This is a genomic window from Cupriavidus sp. GW822-FHT03E04, assembly GCF_058801495.1.
In genome coordinates, this window is the sequence record NZ_JBXANI010000017.1 from 28431 (window position 1) to 42588 (window position 14158).

General features: G+C 68.0%; 10 protein-coding genes. 3 read left to right on the forward strand and 7 right to left on the reverse strand.

Annotated features, from left to right (window positions below; genetic code table 11):
- Positions 1–28: 28 nt before the first annotated feature.
- From metC to AC1RQC_RS24250, 4 genes are all read right to left on the reverse strand, one after another.
- Positions 29–1246 (reverse strand): cystathionine beta-lyase, encoded by a 1218-nt coding sequence (gene metC / locus AC1RQC_RS24235; RefSeq protein ID WP_492884853.1) that lies wholly within the window; start codon positions 1244–1246, stop codon positions 29–31.
- A gap of 105 nt (positions 1247–1351) precedes the next feature.
- Positions 1352–2359: a Bug family tripartite tricarboxylate transporter substrate binding protein gene (locus AC1RQC_RS24240; protein WP_492811876.1), complete on the reverse strand. Its 1008-nt coding sequence runs from the start codon at positions 2357–2359 to the stop codon at positions 1352–1354.
- A 284-nt stretch (positions 2360–2643) separates the two neighbouring features.
- Positions 2644–4284, reverse strand: a complete 1641-nt coding sequence (locus AC1RQC_RS24245; protein WP_492884855.1) for a rhodanese-like domain-containing protein — start codon at positions 4282–4284, stop codon at positions 2644–2646.
- Positions 4285–4420: 136 nt separating this feature from the next.
- The gene (locus AC1RQC_RS24250) at positions 4421–5008 is read right to left on the reverse strand and encodes a cysteine dioxygenase family protein (RefSeq protein WP_492371186.1); all 588 of its coding nucleotides are present in this window, start codon (positions 5006–5008) and stop codon (positions 4421–4423) included.
- A 137-nt stretch (positions 5009–5145) separates the two neighbouring features.
- On the opposite strand from AC1RQC_RS24250, the gene AC1RQC_RS24255 reads away from it, so the two are divergent.
- Entirely contained in the window at positions 5146–6012 is an 867-nt protein-coding gene (locus AC1RQC_RS24255; protein ID WP_492884857.1) for a LysR substrate-binding domain-containing protein, read from the forward strand.
- A gap of 51 nt (positions 6013–6063) precedes the next feature.
- Here the strand turns inward: AC1RQC_RS24255 and AC1RQC_RS24260 are convergent, their stop codons facing one another.
- The gene (locus tag AC1RQC_RS24260; protein WP_492371274.1) at positions 6064–7620 is read right to left on the reverse strand and encodes a methyl-accepting chemotaxis protein; all 1557 of its coding nucleotides are present in this window, start codon (positions 7618–7620) and stop codon (positions 6064–6066) included.
- Positions 7621–7865: 245 nt separating this feature from the next.
- Between AC1RQC_RS24260 and AC1RQC_RS24265 the strand changes: the two genes are divergently transcribed.
- Together AC1RQC_RS24265 and AC1RQC_RS24270 are read left to right on the forward strand one after the other, a co-directional pair.
- A complete protein-coding gene (locus AC1RQC_RS24265; protein ID WP_492371188.1) occupies positions 7866–9407 on the forward strand; it encodes a methyl-accepting chemotaxis protein in 1542 nt (513 codons plus the stop codon).
- A 264-nt stretch (positions 9408–9671) separates the two neighbouring features.
- Positions 9672–12665 carry a transglycosylase domain-containing protein gene (locus AC1RQC_RS24270; protein WP_492811883.1) on the forward strand — a complete coding sequence of 998 codons (2994 nt, stop codon included), beginning with the start codon at positions 9672–9674 and terminating at the stop codon, positions 12663–12665.
- Between the two features lie 23 nt (positions 12666–12688).
- On the opposite strand, the gene AC1RQC_RS24275 is transcribed toward AC1RQC_RS24270, so the two are convergent.
- Both AC1RQC_RS24275 and AC1RQC_RS24280 read right to left on the reverse strand, forming a co-directional pair.
- Positions 12689–12868, reverse strand: a complete 180-nt coding sequence (locus tag AC1RQC_RS24275) for a hypothetical protein (protein ID WP_492371190.1) — start codon at positions 12866–12868, stop codon at positions 12689–12691.
- A 123-nt stretch (positions 12869–12991) separates the two neighbouring features.
- Positions 12992–14134, reverse strand: a complete 1143-nt coding sequence (locus AC1RQC_RS24280; protein WP_492371191.1) for a DUF1275 domain-containing transporter — start codon at positions 14132–14134, stop codon at positions 12992–12994.
- Between the last annotated feature and the right edge of the window lie 24 nt (positions 14135–14158).

Below are 14158 nucleotides of genomic sequence, written 5' to 3' on the forward strand. Positions count from 1 at the left end.
ATGCTAGCACAGGGCGCAGATTGGTTCACTACGCCATATCCAGGCGCGCCTCCAACGCCTGCCCGGCAACCCGGCCGGCGCCAATCACCTCGAACCCCCGCGCCAGATCCACCAGCAGGTCGTCCACATCCTCCAGCCCGATATGCAGCCGGATCACCTGGCCGCGCTTGGACCAGTCGGTGACGCTGCGCGCGCCGCGCATGTCGGCGATCACGGCGAGGCTTTCGAAGCCTCCCCAGGAGGCGCCGATGCCGAACAGTGCAAGGCTGTCGATAAAGCGTTCGGCGGCGTCCGGTGCTGCTGCGCGCAGCGAGAACGACAGCAGGCCGTTGGTGCCGCGGCAATCGCGCTGCCATAGTGCGTGGCCGGGGTCACCGGGTAGGGCGGGGCAAAAGACCTCCGCCACTTCGGGACGGGTGCGCAGCCAGCGTGCGACCGCCAGCGCGCTGCGCTCGTGCTGGGACAGGCGCGCGCCGAGGGAGCGCATGCCGCGCTGGACCAGGTAGGCGTCGTCCGGGCTGACGCTGATGCCGAAGGCGTCGGCCACTGCGGCGAGTGCCGGCCAGGCGGCTTCCAGGGTGCAGACGGTGCCCATCATCACGTCCGAATGCCCGGACAGGTATTTGGTCGCGGCCATCAGGGAGATATCGGCGCCCAGCGCAAGGGGCTGGAACAGCAGGCCGGAGCCCCAGGTGTTGTCAGCCGCCACCAGCGCGCCGTGCCGGTGGGCGATGTCGGCGATGGCCGGCAGGTCGCACATTTCATAGGCCAGCGATCCGGGCGCCTCCACGTACACCAGCCGGGTTTCGCGCCGCAGCCTGGCTTGCAGGTCGTGGCCATCGGCCGCGTAGAAGCTGGCGGCGATGCCGTGCTGCGCCAGGAAACCTTCGGCCAGCTTGCGCACCGGCTCGTACACGCAATCGGGCAGCAGCACGTGCTGGCCGGGGCGCAGGTAGGCCAGCAGCGTCATCGCAGCGGCTGCCAGCCCGCTGGGAAACAGGCGCGTGCGGTAGCCGCCTTCCAGCTCGGTGACCATGTCTTCGAGCGCAAATGCCGTGGGATTGCCGCGCGCGCCGTAGGTAAACAGGCGTTCGCTGCCGCGCCGCGAGCGCATCTCGCGCATCTGTGCCACCGAGTCGAACAACACGGTGCTGGCGCGCACCACGGGCGGGTTGACGGGCTGTCCGCCATCCACGGCGCTGGCGCGGCCGGCGTGCGCGAGGTGGGTAAGGATGCTGGGCTTCATGGCTTGGCCTGGTGGGGTGCCGCGCCAGGGTGGCGCGGCTGGTATGACAACTTGTGGTGGCAGGCAGCAGCAAGAGCCATGCCGCCTGCACCGGCTGCGCCCGGATCAGTCCACGCGGGCGCCGGAAAGCTTGACGATCTGCGACCAGCGCGCGATGTCGCCCTTGAGCTGTGCGGCGAATGCCTCCGGCTTGCTGCCCACCACGTCGCTGCCGCCTTCGTTGATCAGCTTCACCACCTCTGGCATCTGCAGTACCTGCAGGATGGCGCGGTTCAGGTAGGCCACGCGCTCGGGCGAGGTGCCGGCGGGGGCGAATACGCCGTACCAGTCCTCGAAACGGGCATTGCGGTAGCCCAGCTCCTCCAGCGTCGGCACCTTGGCGAACACGCCCAGGCGGCGCGGGCTGGTGACCGCCAGCGCGCGCATGCGGCCGGCCTGGATAAAGCCCGCCACCGAGGAGGTCGAGGTGATCAGCACGTTCACCTGCCCGCCCAGCAGGTCATTGATGGCCGGGCCGGCGCCTTTGTAGGGCACGTGCTGCAAGGCGATGCCGCCATCCTTGTCCAGCACCACGCCGACCAGGTGCGAGAGCGTGCCGTTGCCGGGCGTGGCAAAGGTGATCTTTTGCGGCTGGGCCTTGGCCTGCGTGGCCAGTTCGGCAAATGTCTGCCAGGGCGCGTTGGCTGCCACCACGATGGCCAGCGGCGCCGCATTGATTTGCGTGACCGGCATGAAGTTCTTGATCGGGTCGAAGCCAGGCGCGCTGTACAGCGTCGGGTTCACGGCCATGACCGACACCTGCGAGGTCAGCAGGGTGTAGCCGTCCGGCTTGGCCTCGGCGACGAAGCGCGTGCCGATATTGCCGCCGGCGCCGCCGCGGTTGTCAGTGACGGCGGTCTGCCCCAGCACTTCGCCGAGCCGCGTGGTGACGATGCGCGTGACGGCATCGTTGCCGCCGCCGGCGGGAAACGGCGAGACGAAGCGCAGCGGCTGCGAGGGAAAGCCGCCGACCGGCGCCATCGGCTGTGCGCTGGCGGAGGCGCCGGCCATGGCGAGGGTGACGGTGGCGACGGTGGCAAAGGTGCTGGTCAGGACTTGCTTGATGCGTGACATGAAAAACCCCTGTGTATGTAGAGAGATGTCAGAGCGAAGGGCGGCTGGGCAGGCTTCTTTGGCCCCGCTGGCCGCTGTGGCGTACCGGCTGTTGCCTCTTGCCCTGTGTCCCCGGAGTGCCGGGGCGTCCCCTTGGCGCTGCACCGTCGAGCCGGATGGGAATCAATGCCTTGCGACTCGCCTTGCCAGCCATGCGTACCGTTGCCCGCCGCGAGAGGCGGGAGGTGGCTGCGTGACGGGCTCGGTCGCTGATGGCGGGTCATGTTGAAAGGACGCTGTGCGGATCAGGCGAAGCGGAAAGTGGCCAGTTCCTGGGCGTCGAGCTGGCCGATCAGGTTGGTTTCCCAGGCCAGGTAGCGGCGAGCGGCCTCCTTGTTGCCGTCGTGACGGTCGTGGACGAAGAACAGGAAATCGATGCAGCGCGCGTCTGGCAGGCTGCTTGCTGCATCGCCATCCTCGGCATCGCTTGCCAGCGCATGGCCTGCCGCCTGCCAGGCGCCTGTGCCACCGGCGAGCAGCCTGATGTCGCTGTAGCCCAGTGCGGCCAGTTCGCCGGCGGCCAGCGTGGCCACACCCGGTTGATCGTCATCGCCGATGAGCGCGATCGGCGTGTCGCGCGGCACACCAGCGAGGTCGCGGGCAAACACCGGGCGGATCGACCAGCGGCTGCCCGGCACGTGCCCGGCGCGATACGCCATGCTGGCGCGCACGTCGAGCGCCAGCAGCTGCCGCCCGGCCAGGCCCGCCGCCAGCGAGCTGGCATCGATGCCCGGCAAGGCATGGGAGGGCGCCACGGGGCCGGCGGGCGCGGCGAGGCCGCAGGCAAGCGCAGCCGCAAGCCCGCCTTCGAGCACCACGGCGTCATGGCCCATCTGGCGCAGCCAGCTCGCCACCACCGTGGCGCGCACGCCATCGGCATCGATCAGCACGAGGCGCGCGCGGCGCACGCCCACGTATTGGTCGGTGGCCTGCATCAACTGGCCGCCCGGCGCGTTCTGGGCGCCGGGCACTGAGCCGGCGCGGTATTCCTCCGGCGTGCGCACGTCGCACAGGAAAGTGGTACGCGAGCGGTCGTTCAGCCACGCGCCCGCTTCGGCGGCATCGATGCGCGGCACCGCAAAGCGCACCGCCATTGTCTGCGCCGCGGCCTGGGCGGCATCCAGCCCGGCAGGCGCGGCGCTGTCGGGATAGCGCCGGGTGCCGCCGTGCTCCAGCTTGTAGTCGTTCAGGTACCAGCCCTGGGTGCCGTTTTCCAGCGCGAACACAGGGTTGGGCACGCCGAAGTTGATCAGGGTTTGCGCGCCGATAATGCTGCGCGTGCGGCCGGCGCAGTTGATCACGATCGGCGTGGCCGGGTCCGGCACCAGGTCGCGCAGCCGGTAAGCCAGCTCGCCGTTGGGGCAGCAGATGGCGCCGGGGATATTCATCTTGCGGAATTCCGAGACGGGCCGGCCATCAAGCACCACCGGAGCTGGCTTGCCTGCCTGCATGGCCGCCAGCTCCGCGGCCGAGACGCGCGGCGTGCCGTAATGGTGCTCGGCCAGCTCGCCGAAGGTCTTGGAGGGCACGTTGACGCCAGCGAACAAGGCGTAACCGGCGGCCTGCCAGCCCGGCACGCCGCCGTCCAGCACGAACAGGCGGGTGTAGCCGAGGGTGGACAGGGCCTGCGCGGCGCGCGCTGCCACGCCGTCGGCGTTGTCCGCCAGCACGATGCGCGCCGCGGTGTTGGGCGCCAGGCGGCCGATATCCAGTTCCAGCCGGCTAAAGGGGAGCGGCACTGCGTAGAACGGATGGCCCTCGCCGTACTGGCCATGCTCGCGGATATCGAACAGGGCAATCTCGTCCTGGTCGTGCAGCCAGGCCTTGAGGGTGACCGGGTCGACCTGGGTGTTGCGGGTGTCGGGCGTGTTCAGGATGGCGGGCATGCGTTTGTTCAGGCAAGAAGGGGGCCAGGCCTCCTGGCCGCACGCGGGCGGGAGGCAACTGGAAATGCGTTGGATATGGGCTTCGGCTGAAGCCGGGAGGTGGGGGTTGCTTAGCGCCGCACCTCCCGGGTGCCGTTTAGCGGCGCGTCTTGACGCCCACGCTCATGGCCTGGCAGCGGCCGGTCTCGAGGTCGTAGGCGGTGCGCCCGGTCAGGGTTTCCAGCGCGCGGCCGTACATGTGCAGGTGGCGGATCACGGATTCGCCGCGGATCTCCACCGAGTGGATGTCGTCAGGCAGCAGCGCGATGCCCGACCCCGGGCCCACTTCCACCGTGTGCGAGTGCTTCAGCGTGCCGACGCCCGGCTCGCTGCCATCGTCGGTGCGCAGGTAGACGTCGTTGTACTCGGTGCCCACCACGCCGGCCACGCAGGCCCAGGTGGTGTGGTCGTGCGGGGGGATGCGCTTGCCGGGGCGCATCACGTTGAGGTACAGCGCGAAGGTCTGGTCGGGGTCTTCGGCGATCAGGTAGCGGGCCTGGCGCTCGCCTTCCTCCGGCGGGGCGAATTCGCTCTGCGCCCACAGGTGCGGCTTGGCCGCGAGCTGCTCCACCTGGCCCAGCACGCTGGCCAGCGATTCGCGGGTGACGCCACCGCTAGCCACGATTTCCTTGATGGATTGAATCGTCTCCCCGACGGCGGCCTGGCGTTGTTGTGCGATCGACATGTCTCTAGAATCCTTGCTGAGTCTTGATGGTTCTTGGTTTACGGGGTGGTACATCACCTTGCATGGTTTCACTTTAATGAAGCCCGGCACCTGAAACCACTTAATCACCCATGAAAATACTTAAGCAAGTCTAATGAATGCGTAATCTCGATCTGGACCTCTTGCGCACGTTGGTGGCCATCGCCGACCACGGTACCTTCGGCGCCGCGGCGCAGCGGTTGCACCGCACCCAGTCCGCCGTCACCCAGCAGATGCAGCGGCTGGAGGAGCAGGTGGCGCTGGTGCTGTTCGAGCGGCAGGGGCGTGGCAAGCAGCTCACGCGGCATGGCAACAAGCTGGTGGAATACGCGCGGCAATTGCTGAACCTGAACGACGAGGCGCTGCGCGTGCTGCGCGAGGGCGACCTGACAGGCTCGCTGCGGATCGGGGCGCCGCACGATGTTGCCGACACGATCCTGCCGCCGATTCTGTCGCATATCGCGCGTGCGTCGCCCGCCCTGCGGCTGGAGATCCATGTGGGGCGCAGCCCCTTCCTGATGGAATCGTTGCGGCGGGGGGAGATCGACCTGACCGTTTCCACCCGGGAAGACACCAGCCTGGACGGCCTGGTCTTGCGCACCTCACCCACGATCTGGGTTTGCGCGGCGGATTTCGCCTATGAGAGCGGCAGCACGGTGCCGCTGATCCTGGCTGACGAGCCCAGCCTGTTTCGCAAGCTGGCGCTGGATGCACTGAAGGAGGCTGGCGTGCCCTGGCGCGCGGCGTATTTCGCGCCGAGCCTGATCGGCATCAAGGCGGCGATCCGCGCCGGGCTGGGGATCACGGCGCGCAGCATCGACCTGCTGGGCGCCGACATGCGGGTGCTGGGCGACAAGGACGGGCTGCCGCGCTTGCCCGATGTGACGTACTACTTGTGGGCGCGGCCCAATGCGGCCAACCCGGTGGCGCGGCAGGTGTTTTCCATGCTCAAGACCACCTTGCAGCGCGGCATCACGGCCGTGTGAAGGTGGCTTGAGGTTGGCTTGAGCTTGGCCTTGGGGGGGCGCCGCGGTCCCTCAGGCTGCCGGCGCGAGCCGGAAGGCACCTACCGCCTCGGCAAGCTGGCGCGCCTGCGCTTCCAGCGATCCGGCCGCGGCGGCTGCCTGCTCAACCAGCGCCGCGTTCTGCTGGGTGACGGCTTCCATCTGCGTCACCGCCTGGCTGACCTGCACGATGCCGGCACTTTGTTCCAGCGACGCCGACGAGATGTCTTCCATGATCCGCGCCAGGCGGCCCACGGCATCCACGGTCTCGCTCATGGTCTGGCCGGCCTGGGCGACGAGCGCGTTGCCGGCACCCACCTTGCTGGCCGAGTCGTCGATCAGCGACTTGATCTCCCGTGCCGCGTTGGCGCTGCGCTGCGCCAGCGCGCGCACCTCGCCCGCCACCACGGCAAAGCCGCGGCCCGCCTCGCCCGCGCGCGCCGCTTCCACGGCGGCGTTGAGCGCCAGGATATTGGTCTGGAAGGCAATGCCGTCGATCACGCCGATGATGTCGGCGATCCGTTGCGAACTGCTGCTGATGTCGCCCATGGTCTGCACCACGCCGCGCACGTCGTCGCCGCCGCGCGTAGCCAGCCGCGCCGCTTCGGCGGCCAGCGCGCTGGCCTGGCGCGCGCTTTCCGTGTTGTTGCTCACCGTGGAGGTGAGTTCTTCCATGCTGGCGGCGGTTTGCTCGAGCGACGCGGATTGCTGTTCGGTGCGCGAGGACAGGTCGGTATTACCGGCGGCGATCTCGCGTGCGCCGATGTTGACCGAGTCCGAACTGGATCGTACCTGGCTGACAGTGCGCGTCAGCGCCACCTGCATGCGCGCCACGGCGGCGAGCACGCGGCCCACCTCGTTGTTGCCGGCGGCCGCGGCGGGATGGCTCAGGTCGCCCTGCGCCACACGGTCGAGGTGCTCGGCGGCCGTGGCCAGAGGTGCCACGATGGCCGCGCGCAGTCCGAGGTGCACCGCCACGATCAGGCCCAGCGCGGCGGTGATGCCAACCACCACGAGCCGCACCACCCACTGGTAGCGCGCGCTGCTGGTCTCGGTTTCCTGCCGCGCCAACTGGCTCGCTTGCTCCTGGAAGCGCTCGACGCCCACCGAATACTCGGCCCCGGAGGCGGTGATGTCGCGGTCGTTGATCGCCGCGTAGGCGGCGGGGTCTCCCGCGCGCAAGGCGGCCAGGGCTCGCTCGACCGTGCCGGCATGCCGGCGAGCGGCATCCGCGACCTGTCGGCGCTGGGCATCGTCCTGGCCTTCCTGCGCGGGCGCGGCCTCGAAGCGCTGCAACGCCTCGGCTGAGTGCTTGAGCGATTTGCCGGCGGCATCGAGCGCGCTGGCGTTGACTTCAGTGCTGCCCTCGCGGGCCGAAGCGTAGGCGCGCGCGAGCGCCGAGCGCGCGCGGGTCATGTCCTTGTACGCATCGTTGAGCAGCAGGGCGCTGGCGGAGAGTTGCTCCACGCGCCCGGTCGCCTGGTCCGCGGCGCGCAGCGCGAGCACGCCAACGCCCGCGCCGAACACGATCATGCAGGCAAAGGTCACCAGGACTGCCAGCAGGGCAGTGCGCACGCTCAGGTTTTTCATCATCGTCTGGAACAGGGGTTTGAGATCACTGGGCTAACGGACGGCTTTGGCCGGACTTGACCGAAGCCGGCGCGCGGACGCATGAAAGTTTGCGCAAAATCAATCGCGGTGTCTGAATTCGCCCTTCAGGTGCCGTCTTGCGCACAACCGATGGCGCGGCCTCAAGTTGTTGTTGCACCTCACCGATAGACAGGTTTTCCGCCCAGCGCGCCATTTCAGCCTTTCACTATCCGGGCCTCTTTCACATGCTTGCCAGCCTTACCATCCGCGCCCGCCTCATTGCCACCGTCTCCCTGCTGTTCCTGCTTGCGCTTGGTGTGGGCGTGGCCGGCTTGCTTGGCTTGCGCGCCGCCAACGACGCCCATGAGTCTACTTACTCGAACCAGCTTGCCTCTGCCCTGGCGCTGGGCGAGGCGGACCTGAGCCTCACCCGGGCGCGTACCGCGCTGGACCGCGCCATGCTATACCCGGACAGCCCGGAAGCCCCGGGCCTGCTGGAGCGCACCGAAGAGCTCACGCGGCGCTCTGATGAGGCCTGGAAGCGTTTCATGGCCCTGCCGCGCGACAGCGAGGAAGACCAGCTCGCGGTGGCCGTGTCGGCCAAGCGGGAGGCCGCCAACCGCGAAGGCATCGCCGCCATCATCGCCGCGCTGCGCGCCAAGGACCGCGCGCTGGCCGACCAGATCATGGATGGCAAGCTGTCCCGGCTGTTTCGGGACGCCAACGACAGCAGCCTGAAGCTGAGCCAGTTCCAGCTCAAGATGGCGGCAGGTAATTTCGAGGCGTCGCAGGTGGCGTACCGGGTTTTCCGCCATGGCGTGATTGCCGCGATCGTGCTGGCACTGCTGGTCGCGGCCGCCTGCGCGGTGTTCCTGCTGCGTGCCATCGTTGGGCCGCTGGAGCAGGCGCTGACACAATTCGACCGCATCGCGGCCGGCGATCTGAGCCACCCGGTGCAGGTCACCCGCCGCGATGAAATGGGCCGCTTGCTGGAGGGCCTCGCGCGCATGCAGGCCAGCCTTGCGCTGACCGTGGGGCGGGTGCGCCGGGGCTCGGATGCGATCACGTCGGCCACCCGGCAGATCGCCGCAGGCAACTCGGATTTGTCCAGCCGAACGGAAGCGCAGGCTGCCTCGCTTGAGGAAACCGCCTCTAGCATGGAGCAGATGACCTCCACCGTGCGCCAGAACGCAGACAACGCGCGCCAGGCCAGCCAGCTTGCTGTCAGCGCGGTCGAGGTGGCTAGCCAGGGCGGCGCGGTGGTGGGCGATGTGCTGGCCACCATGGGCGATATCAGCACGGCGGCCAGGACGGTCGCGGAGATCATCGGCGTGGTCGACGGCATCGCCTTCCAGACCAATATCCTGGCGCTCAACGCCGCCGTGGAAGCTGCCCGCGCCGGCGAGCAGGGGCGCGGGTTCGCGGTGGTTGCGGGCGAAGTGCGCGGCTTGGCCCAGCGCAGCGCCGGGGCGGCCCGCGAGATCAAGTCCATGATCGAGACGTCGCTGGCGCATGTGGCTTTGGGCAGTGGCCAGGCCGGGCGCGCGGCCAGCACCATGGAGGAGGTGGTTGCGGCGATCCGCCGGGTGACCGACATCATGAGCGAGATTGCGGCGGCTTCAGTCGAGCAGAGCAGCGGCATCGAGCAGGTCAATCAGGCGGTGGCGTCGATGGACCAGTCCACCCAGCAGAACGCGGCGCTGGTCGAGGAGGCTGCTGCTGCCGCCGCGTCGCTGGAGGACCAGGCGCGCCAGCTTAACCAGGCTATCGCGGCGTTCCGCGTATAGGCGGACCAGGAGCGCTGGGAGCGCCGGGAGCGGCGGCGCGTGGCAGGAAATGGCGGGAAGACAGCAGGAAACGCCGGGATGGCGCACGCGCACTTTGTGCGTTAGGCCCCATTGGACTAGGGTATACGTTGTGACGAGAGTGGTGGAATAGTGCCATCGTTGCCAGCAGGCGCCCGGCATAGGCCGACGCGCCGGGAAAAGCCCCGGTTTCCTCGCAAATGGACCTGAATCGTGCGTCGACGTGTCTGGCCCAGGCTCCTGGTATTGGCTCTGCTCGTAGGGGGCGGTTACCTCCTTTGCGCCGTCGTTGCCGAGGAACTTGCCACCTCGCGGTTGCAGGCGCGCTACTTTGCCGGGCGGGCGAAAGACGTCGCCTTCGCGGTAAAGGACGGCCCGAGCGAACGCATCCGCTTTCCGGACGACGGCCCCTATGACCTGCGCTTCGGCTATAGCCGGATGCCGCAGTTCACCGAATTGCTGGAAGCGCGGGGCTTTCGGCGCGAACGCCAGGCGCAGTGGTCCGACCGCATGCTGGAACTGACGGACTCCGGCCTGTTCGCGCCCTATCACGAGAAAACCCAGGCCGGCCTGGACCTGCTTGACTGCAATGACCTGCCATTTGGCGCCAGGCGCACACCGCCTCGTACCTACGCCAGCTTCGAGGACATTCCGGCCCTGCTCGTGAACGCGCTGCTCTTCATCGAGAACCGCGATCTGCTCGATCCCGAATTTCCCACGCGCAATCCCGCGCTGGACGTGCGGCGCTTCACGCGTGCCGCATTGGATCAGGGCGTGCATTTCTTCAACGATAAGCACGACGCCGCTGGCGGCAGCACGCTCGCTACCCAGATCGAGAAATACCGGCATTCGCGCGCCGGCCGCACCGGTTCGCCCAAGGAAAAGCTGCGCCAGATGGCCAGCGCATCGATGCGCGCCTACCTGGACGGCCCGAACACCGTGGCCGCCAGGGAGCGCATCCTGCTGGATTACCTCAACACCGTGCCACTCTCGGCCCGGGCCGGCCTGGGCGAGGTCAACGGACTGGGCGATGGCCTGTGGGCCTGGTACGGGCAGGACTTCGACGAGGCCAACCGCTTGCTGGCGAATGCCGCCGGGCCGGGACCCGGCGCGGGACAGGGCGAGGGCGAACTCGGCCAGCGGCAGGCGCGGGTGTTCAAGCAAGCGCTCTCGCTGATCATTGCGCAGCGCGGGCCATCGCATTTCCTGCGGCGCGATACAGCCACGCTGGTAGAACTGACCGACAGCTATATCCGCTTGCTCTCGGCCGCCGGCGCCATTCCGCCCTGGCTGCGCGACGCTTCGCTGGCCCAGTCCTTGACGCTGGGCGCCCCGGCGCTGGACCGGCCGGAGGTGTCATTTATCTCGCGCAAGGCCATCAGCGGGGTGCGCACCGATTTGCTGCGCTATCTTGACCTTGGCAGCAGCTACGAGCTGGACCGGCTCGACCTGACTGCCCACAGCACCATCAATACGGGCCTGCAACGGGTGGTCACCGAGGCGCTGCTGCGGGCGGGCACGCGTGACGGCGCGCATGGTTTCGGGATGTACGGCCACAACCTGCTGCGCGAGGGCGACGACCCGGGCAAGCTGGCGATCAGCTTCACGCTCTACGAGAAGGTCGACGGCGCCAACCTGCTGCGCGTGCAAGCCGACAACCTGGACCTGCCGTTCGACCTGAACCGCGGCGCGCGGCTGAACCTGGGCTCCACCGCCAAGCTGCGCACGCTGGTGACCTATCTGGAAATCCTCTCCGAGCTCCACGAGAAATATGCCGGCATGTCCGCCGCCGAGCTGCGCGAAATCAAGCCGGCCAAGCTGGATGCGCTGACCCAGTGGGTACTGAGCTACCTGCTCGCCGCACCCGACAAGAGCCGCCGCGCCATGCTGGAAGCCGCCATGCTGCGCCGCTATTCCGGCAGCGCGGGAGAGGCCTTCTTTACCGGGGGCGGGCTGCAGACATTCACCAACTTCGAGCGCTGGGAAAACATGAAGATCATGACCGTGCGCGAAGCGTTCGAGCACTCGGTGAACCTGGTCTTTATCCGCCTGATGCGCGATATCGTGCGCTACGAAACCTATCGCTTGCATCCCGATGCCGACGACTGGCTGAACAATCCGGCCGCGCCGCAACGCCGCGCCTACCTGGTGCGCTTTGCCGACAAGGAGGGCAGCGACTACCTGCGTGCCTTCTACGGGAAGTATCGCGGCATGAGCCAGCAGGAAGCGGCCAGGCGCGTGCTCCAGAACCGCCACTTCTCGCCGGTGGGGCTGGCGGTGACGCTGCGCAGCATCGATCCCGACATCGATCCGGCGCAGTTCAACAAGGTCATGCTCGCCACCCTGCCCAAGGCGGGGCTGACCGATGAGAAGCTGGCCAAGCTGTACAGCAAATACGGACCGACCAGTTTTTCGCTGAATGACCGGGGCTACCTGGCGCGCGTGCATCCGCTTGAGCTATGGCTGCTCAATTACCTGCGCCAGCGCCCCGATGCCAGCCTGGATGAAGCCTTGCGCGACAGCACCGAGCAACGCCAGGAGGTGTATGCGTGGCTGTTCAAGACCCGCCATCCCGGCGGCCAGACGCGCCGCATCCGCAGCCAGCTGGAGCGCCAGGCCTTTGTTGAGATTGCACGCCGGTGGCAGCGCCTGGGCTATCCGTTCAGCGCGATCACGGCGTCCTATGCCTCGGCGATCGGCGCGGCGGGGGACCGGCCGGCTGCGTTGGCCGAGCTGGTCGGCATCGTGCAGGGCAATGGCGTGCGCCAGCAGGCCACGGCGCTGCGCAGCCTGGAATTTGCGGCGGGCACGCCGTACGCGACTGACTTTGGCTTGGGGCAGAAGGGCACGCGCTTGCTGAGCGAGGATATCACCGAGGTGGTGCGTGCCGCGCTGATCGGCGTGGTGGATTCGGGCACGGCGGGCATGCTGAAGTCGGCGCTGGTTGGCAGCGGCATCGTGGCGGGCGGCAAGACCGGCACGGGCGATCATCGCTACGAAGTCTACGGGCCAGGCGGCAGGCTGATTTCCTCACGCGTGGTCAGCCGCTCGGCCACCTTCGTGTTTTTCCTTGGCGACCGTTACTTCGGCAACGTCACGGCGTACGTGCAAGAGCCCTATGCCGCGCGCTATGCCTTCACCAGCGCGCTGTCCGTGCAGTTGCTCAAATCGCTGGCGCCAACCATCCTGCCACTGGTGCGCGACGGCGGCGTGCGTTCACCGCTGGCATGCAAGCACTGAGCGGCAGCGCTGCCGGGGCGAGTCTAATCCCAGCTATGTCGTCGGGCGCAGTACTCGTCTTCGGAGGTGCGGGCGTGCCGTTCGTACTCGGCAATGACCTGCAAGGTGGCGGACTGGAGCAGGGAGCCTGCGGTGAGCAGGGCCGCGAGATCGCGCAGGCCCTGCAGGCAGGTCACGGTGGGGGGTAAGGCTTGGTCCTGCATGATGCGTTGCTGGCTCGGTGATGGGCGGGATGTGCCTCCCGACAATTCGATTGTAGGTAGCACCGGCCGTGCCAAATGCAAACCAATGTGTCCGCGCGTACCTTCAGGGCCTGGAATCGCAAATCAGTTGCTTCGGAGCCACGGAACATAGCGCGCGAGCAGCGCAGCCATCACAAGCGTGCCCCCAATCCACAGCACGATGATGACCGCGGCCGCCACGCGGCTGCTTGGGCGTTGCCCGGCCGCAACGGCGGCGGCCCGGTGCTCGCGCATGAGGTCCGGCGGGATCATCCGGATGGCCAGCATGACCCCGAGCGGCACCAGCACGACATCGTCCAGGTAGCCGAGCACCGGGATGAAGTCGGGGATCAGGTCGATGGGCGACAGCGCGTAGCCCGCCACCAGCAGGGCCACGGCTTTTGCGTACCACGGGGTGCGCGGGTCGCGCGCGGCCAGCCACAGGGCATGGACATCGCGCAATACCTCGCGCGCCCATTTGCGCCCGTAGGCGGTCAGCCGCGCGCCGTGGGCCCGCACATCGTCCACCACCGGCACGAACGCCAGCACCAGCAGCAACGCCGCCAGCGCCAGCGTGGCGCTGAATCCCAGATGCTTGAAGCCCAGCGCGCCGACGACGCCGCCGAAGAAGAACAGCGCCACCAGCATGGCCAGCATGCGCAGCCGGGACCGGTTGGCCAGCACCGGCGGCCTGGCCTCGTCGGATTTGGCGAGGTTCCAGTAGAACAGCTTGCCAAGCTCGATGCCAATATCGGTCACCATCCCGGTGATATGGGTAGTGCGGATCTCGGCGTGGGAAATCTTGGTGATCATGGCGTTTTGCAGGCCCATGATGAAGCACAGCACCATCACCGTGGCGGGTATGAACAGCCATTGGTGATTGCCAAGGTTGCCGCCGAGCAAGCCAAAGCACAGCAACAAGAAGGCCTCCAGCATCAGCGGCAGGGCATATTCGCTGTTCAGGTGCTCGCGCCGTGCCCAGTTGATGAGCACGGCGGAAGTGGCCGCGCCCGCCAGGAAGGACAGCAGCGCGCCAAGTCCCTCCAGGATCAGCCCGACCTGCCCCAGCGCCAGGTGGTCCGCCATGGCCGAGACGATGCCCGTCATGTGGGAGGTGTACTGCTGCACGGCAAGGAAGCCGCCGGCGTTGGTGGCGCCGGCCACAAAGCTGAGATAGCCGGCAAGCTGCCGGTTGGCGTGCGGGCTGCGTACCCGTCCGGTGAGGTTGCGCAGGTAGGTGATGGGCATGGTCGCTGACTGCCGGGCCGGCCG

Coding starts and splice junctions, on each gene's coding strand:
- metC (WP_492884853.1), bottom strand. CDS start 1,246: ATGAAGCCCAGCATCCTTACCCACCTCGCGCACGCCGGCCGCGCCAGC.
- AC1RQC_RS24240 (WP_492811876.1), bottom strand. CDS start 2,359: ATGTCACGCATCAAGCAAGTCCTGACCAGCACCTTTGCCACCGTCGCC.
- AC1RQC_RS24245 (WP_492884855.1), bottom strand. CDS start 4,284: ATGCCCGCCATCCTGAACACGCCCGACACCCGCAACACCCAGGTCGAC.
- AC1RQC_RS24250 (WP_492371186.1), bottom strand. CDS start 5,008: ATGTCGATCGCACAACAACGCCAGGCCGCCGTCGGGGAGACGATTCAA.
- AC1RQC_RS24255 (WP_492884857.1), top strand. CDS start 5,146: ATGCGTAATCTCGATCTGGACCTCTTGCGCACGTTGGTGGCCATCGCC.
- AC1RQC_RS24260 (WP_492371274.1), bottom strand. CDS start 7,620: ATGAAAAACCTGAGCGTGCGCACTGCCCTGCTGGCAGTCCTGGTGACC.
- AC1RQC_RS24265 (WP_492371188.1), top strand. CDS start 7,866: ATGCTTGCCAGCCTTACCATCCGCGCCCGCCTCATTGCCACCGTCTCC.
- AC1RQC_RS24275 (WP_492371190.1), bottom strand. CDS start 12,868: ATGCAGGACCAAGCCTTACCCCCCACCGTGACCTGCCTGCAGGGCCTG.
- AC1RQC_RS24280 (WP_492371191.1), bottom strand. CDS start 14,134: ATGCCCATCACCTACCTGCGCAACCTCACCGGACGGGTACGCAGCCCG.